A 5,472-nucleotide genomic window follows, 5' to 3' on the forward strand; every position below is an offset into this window, starting at 1 on the left:
TGGGTTCCTTTGGTTGATTGATCGAGATCTGTCAGGTCTCGGTTCTCAGCCGGTATCAGATCATCTACGGAGAGTTTGATCCTGGCTCAGGACGAACGCTGGCGGCGTGCTTAACACATGCAAGTCGAACGGTGAACCTCTTCGGAGGGAATCAGTGGCGAACGGGTGAGTAACACGTGGGCAACCTGCCCCCGGCTCTGGGATAACTCCAAGAAATTGGGGCTAATACCGGATGTTCACCGCGCACCGCATGGTGGGTGGTGGAAAGGATTTCCGGCTGGGGATGGGCCCGCGGCCTATCAGCTTGTTGGTGGGGTAGTGGCCTACCAAGGCGACGACGGGTAGCCGGCCTGAGAGGGTGACCGGCCACACTGGGACTGAGACACGGCCCAGACTCCTACGGGAGGCAGCAGTGGGGAATATTGCGCAATGGGCGGAAGCCTGACGCAGCGACGCCGCGTGGGGGATGACGGCCTTCGGGTTGTAAACCTCTTTCAGCAGGGACGAAGCGCAAGTGACGGTACCTGCAGAAGAAGCACCGGCCAACTACGTGCCAGCAGCCGCGGTAATACGTAGGGTGCAAGCGTTGTCCGGAATTATTGGGCGTAAAGAGCTCGTAGGCGGTTCGTCGCGTCGGCTGTGAAAACCCGGAGCTCAACTCCGGGCCTGCAGTCGATACGGGCGGACTTGAGTTCGGCAGGGGAGACTGGAATTCCTGGTGTAGCGGTGAAATGCGCAGATATCAGGAGGAACACCGGTGGCGAAGGCGGGTCTCTGGGCCGAAACTGACGCTGAGGAGCGAAAGCGTGGGGAGCGAACAGGATTAGATACCCTGGTAGTCCACGCCGTAAACGTTGGGCGCTAGGTGTGGGGGCCATTCCACGGTCTCCGTGCCGCAGCTAACGCATTAAGCGCCCCGCCTGGGGAGTACGGCCGCAAGGCTAAAACTCAAAGGAATTGACGGGGGCCCGCACAAGCGGCGGAGCATGTTGCTTAATTCGATGCAACGCGAAGAACCTTACCTAGGCTTGACATGCACGGAAATCTCGCAGAGATGCGGGGTGCCTTTGGCGTCGTGCACAGGTGGTGCATGGTTGTCGTCAGCTCGTGTCGTGAGATGTTGGGTTAAGTCCCGCAACGAGCGCAACCCTCGTTCCATGTTGCCAGCACGTGATGGTGGGGACTCATGGGAGACTGCCGGGGTCAACTCGGAGGAAGGTGGGGATGACGTCAAATCATCATGCCCCTTATGTCTAGGGCTGCAAACATGCTACAATGGCCGGTACAAAGGGCTGCGATACCGCGAGGTGGAGCGAATCCCAAAAAGCCGGTCTCAGTTCGGATTGGGGTCTGCAACTCGACCCCATGAAGTTGGAGTCGCTAGTAATCGCAGATCAGCAACGCTGCGGTGAATACGTTCCCGGGCCTTGTACACACCGCCCGTCACGTCACGAAAGTCGGTAACGCCCGAAGCCGGTGGCCCAACCCCTCGTGGGAGGGAGCCGTCGAAGGCGGGATCGGCGATTGGGACGAAGTCGTAACAAGGTAGCCGTACCGGAAGGTGCGGCTGGATCACCTCCTTTCTAAGGAGCACTGGCCGCCACACCGAGTGTGGTGGTCCAGAGCCGCGCCCGGACCGTGATCCGGTGCCCATCCACGGGTGCCGGGCGGAGCGTTCGGGGTGGTGCTCGAGGGTGGAACGCTGACCAGTTCGGCCGCCGGTCACACGCCGGCCCCCAGTACGGCCCCTTCTTCTTCGGGAGGACGGGCATGGAAGCGGGTCGGAGCGCGGTCGGGGTCGTAGGCACGCTGTTGGGTCCTGAGGGAGCGGGCCCCGCTGCGCCGGCCGAGTGCCGGTGGCGGTGGGGGCGTTGACCTCGTCCGGGGCTCTCCTGATCTCACAACGCCGTGTGCGCACGGGCCGGTGGGGTCGCATGGAGGGTGACTGGTTGGTCGTTGAGAACTGCACAGTGGACGCGAGCATCTTTATTTCTCTGGATTGTGCAGAGTTGCTTGTAGGTGTCCCGCCCCGTTGACCGGTCTTGCGTGTTCCTTCGGGAAGCACGGAGAGTGGTTGGTGGGGTGGGTTTTGTGTGGCCAAGATGTTGAGGGCACACGGTGGATGCCTGGGCACCAGGAGCCGATGAAGGACGTGGGAGGCTGCGATAAGCCTCGGGGAGCTGCCAACCGAGCGTTGATCCGAGGGTGTCCGAATGGGGAAACCCCGCACCAGTCATGTGGTGTGACCCGCGCCTGAACACATAGGGCGTGTGGAGGGAACGTGGGGAAGTGAAACATCTCAGTACCCACAGGAAGAGAAAACAACCGTGATTCCGTGAGTAGTGGCGAGCGAAAGCGGATGAGGCTAAACCGTTTCCATGTGATACCCGGCAGGGGTTGTGGAGGCGGGGTCGTGGGACCGTGCGTGCTGTTTCTGCCGGAGCAGCGGAGAGTCAGAAAAGACCGGTGTTAGTGGAAGGCCTCTGGAAGGGGTCGCCGTAGAGGGTGAGAGCCCCGTACACGAAAACCCGGTCTCTCTTTGTTCACGGATTCCCAAGTAGCACCGAGCCCGTGGAATTCGGTGTGAATCCGGCGGGACCACCCGCTAAGCCTGAATACTTCCTGGTGACCGATAGCGGACGAGTACCGTGAGGGAAAGGTGAAAAGTACCCCGGGAGGGGAGTGAAATAGTTCCTGAAACCGTGTGCCTACAAGCCGTCAGAGCCGCGAATCTCGCACCCTTGTGGTGTGGGCGGTGATGGCGTGCCTTTTGAAGAATGAGCCTGCGAGTTAGCGGTACGTGGCGAGGTTAACCCGTGGGGGGTAGCCGTAGCGAGAGCGAGTCCGAACAGGGCGAATTCTAGTCGCGTGCTCTAGACCCGAAGCCGGGTGATCTACCCATGGCCAGGTTGAAGCGCGGGTAAGACCGCGTGGAGGACCGAACCCACCAGGGTTGAAAACCTGGGGGATGAGCTGTGGGTAGGGGTGAAAGGCCAATCAAACCCGGTGATAGCTGGTTCTCCCCGAAATGCATTTAGGTGCAGCGTCGCGTGTTTCTTGCCGGAGGTAGAGCACTGGATGGCCGATGGGCCCCACAAGGTTACTGACGTCAACCAAACTCCGAATGCCGGTAAGTGAGAGCGCGGCAGTGAGACTGCGGGCGATAAGGTTCGTAGTCGAGAGGGAAACAGCCCAGATCATCGGCTAAGGCCCCTAAGCGTGTGCTAAGTGGAAAAGGATGTGGGATCGCAGAGACAACCAGGAGGTTGGCTTAGAAGCAGCCATCCTTGAAAGAGTGCGTAATAGCTCACTGGTCAAGTGGTTCCGCGCCGACAATGTAGCGGGGCTCAAGCACACCGCCGAAGCCGTGGCACTTCACCAACAACCCGCCGTCACCTTGCGAGGTGCCGGCCAGGTGGTGGGGTGGGTAGGGGAGCGTCGTGTGGCGGGTGAAGCGGCGGAGGAATCCAGCCGTGGACGCCACGCGAGTGAGAATGCAGGCATGAGTAGCGAGAGGGGAGTGAGAACCTCCCCCGCCGGAAGACCAAGGGTTCCTGGGCCAGGCTAATCCGCCCAGGGTGAGTCGGGACCTAAGGCGAGGCCGACAGGCGTAGTCGATGGACAACGGGTTGATATTCCCGTACCCGCGAAGGAACGCCCATGCTGAACCCAGCGATGCTGACCCACCGAAACCGCTCGCACCTTTCGGGGTGCGGGTGGAAGTAGCTGGGGACCCGAACTGGTAGTAGGCAAGCGATGGGGTGACGCAGGAAGGTAGTCGGGCCGGTGAGTGGTAGTACCGGTGCAAGGGTGTGGCCCGTCCGATAGGTAAATCCGTCGGACACTTAAGGGTGAGGCCTGACGCATAGCCGAATGAGGCGAATCCGATGATCCTATGCTGCCGAGAAAAGCCTCTAGCGAGTTCCGAGCGGCCCGTACCCCAAACCAACTCAGGTGGTCAGGTAGAGAATACCAAGGCGATCGAGCGAACTGTGGTTAAGGAACTCGGCAAAATACCCCCGTAACTTCGGGAGAAGGGGGACCCTCGCCCGTCAACACTCTTGCAGTGGGCAGCGGAGGGGGGTCGCAGAGACCAGTGAGAAGCGACTGTTTACTAAAAACACAGGTCCGTGCGAAGTCGTAAGACGATGTATACGGACTGACGCCTGCCCGGTGCTGGAACGTTAAGGGGACGGGTTAGCTACATCTGTGGCGAAGCTCAGAACTCAAGCGCCAGTAAACGGCGGTGGTAACTATAACCATCCTAAGGTAGCGAAATTCCTTGTCGGGTAAGTTCCGACCTGCACGAATGGCGTAACGACTTCTCAGCTGTCTCAACCACAGGCTCGGCGAAATTGCACTACGAGTAAAGATGCTCGTTACGCGCGGCAGGACGGAAAGACCCCGGGACCTTCACTACAGCTTGATATTGGTGTTCGGTTCGGCTTGTGTAGGATAGGTGGGAGACTGTGAAGCCGGCACGCCAGTGTCGGTGGAGTCGCCGTTGAAATACCACTCTGGTCGAATTGGATGTCTAACCTCGGTCCGTGATCCGGATCAGGAACAGTGTCAGGTGGGTAGTTTAACTGGGGCGGTTGCCTCCCAAAATGTAACGGAGGCGCCCAAAGGTTCCCTCAGCCTGGTTGGCAATCAGGTGTCGAGTGCAAGTGCACAAGGGAGCTTGACTGTGAGACTGACGGGTCGAGCAGGAGCGAAAGCTGGGACTAGTGACCCGGCACCGGCATGTGGAAGCGGTGTCGCTCAACGGATAAAAGGTACCCCGGGGATAACAGGCTGATCTTCCCCAAGAGTCCATATCGACGGGATGGTTTGGCACCTCGATGTCGGCTCGTCGCATCCTGGGGCTGGAGTAGGTCCCAAGGGTTGGGCTGTTCGCCCATTAAAGCGGTACGCGAGCTGGGTTTAGAACGTCGTGAGACAGTTCGGTCCCTATCCGCCGTGCGCGTAAGAGACTTGAGAAGAGCTGTCCCTAGTACGAGAGGACCGGGACGGACGAACCTCTGGTGTGCCAGTTGTACCGCCAGGTGCACTGCTGGTTGGCTACGTTCGGCAGGGATAACCGCTGAAAGCATCTAAGCGGGAAGCTCGCTTCGAGATGAGGTCTCTCACCGGGTCAACCGGGTAAGGCCCCCGCCCAGACCAGCGGGTTGATAGGCCGGAAGTGGAAGCACCGCAAGGTGTGGAGCTGACCGGTACTAACAGGCCGAGGGCTTGACCACACACCCCCTCCTTCGCGGGGGGCCTGTCGAGCAACAAGGTGTTTTCGCGTCCACTGTGCGGTTCTGAACGCACCAACCCGGAACTCGGGGTTGTCATGTTCACAGTGTTACGGCGGCCATGGCGAGAGGGAAACGCCCGGACCCATTCCGAACCCGGAAGCTAAGCCTCTCAGCGCCGATGGTACTGCCCTGGAGACGGGGTGGGAGAGTAGGACGCCGCCGGACAACCATT

At 60.1% G+C, this 5,472-nt stretch carries 3 rRNA genes; all 3 read left to right on the top strand.

Annotated features, from left to right (window positions below):
• Window positions 1-63: 63 nt before the first annotated feature.
• The 3 genes from FN207_RS26000 to rrf all read left to right on the top strand — a co-directional run bounded on the left by FN207_RS26000 (window position 64) and on the right by rrf (window position 5,465).
• Window positions 64-1,583, top strand: a 16S ribosomal RNA gene (locus FN207_RS26000).
• A gap of 512 nt (window positions 1,584-2,095) precedes the next feature.
• Window positions 2,096-5,240: ribosomal RNA gene (locus tag FN207_RS26005) — 23S ribosomal RNA — on the top strand.
• A 108-nt stretch (window positions 5,241-5,348) separates the two neighbouring features.
• Window positions 5,349-5,465: ribosomal RNA gene (gene rrf / locus FN207_RS26010) — 5S ribosomal RNA — on the top strand.
• The 16S, 23S and 5S rRNA genes sit together here, the layout of an rRNA operon.
• Window positions 5,466-5,472: the final 7 nt, after the last annotated feature.

The organism is Geodermatophilus aquaeductus (genome assembly GCF_900182545.1).
GTDB classification, from domain to species: domain Bacteria; phylum Actinomycetota; class Actinomycetes; order Mycobacteriales; family Geodermatophilaceae; genus Geodermatophilus; species Geodermatophilus aquaeductus.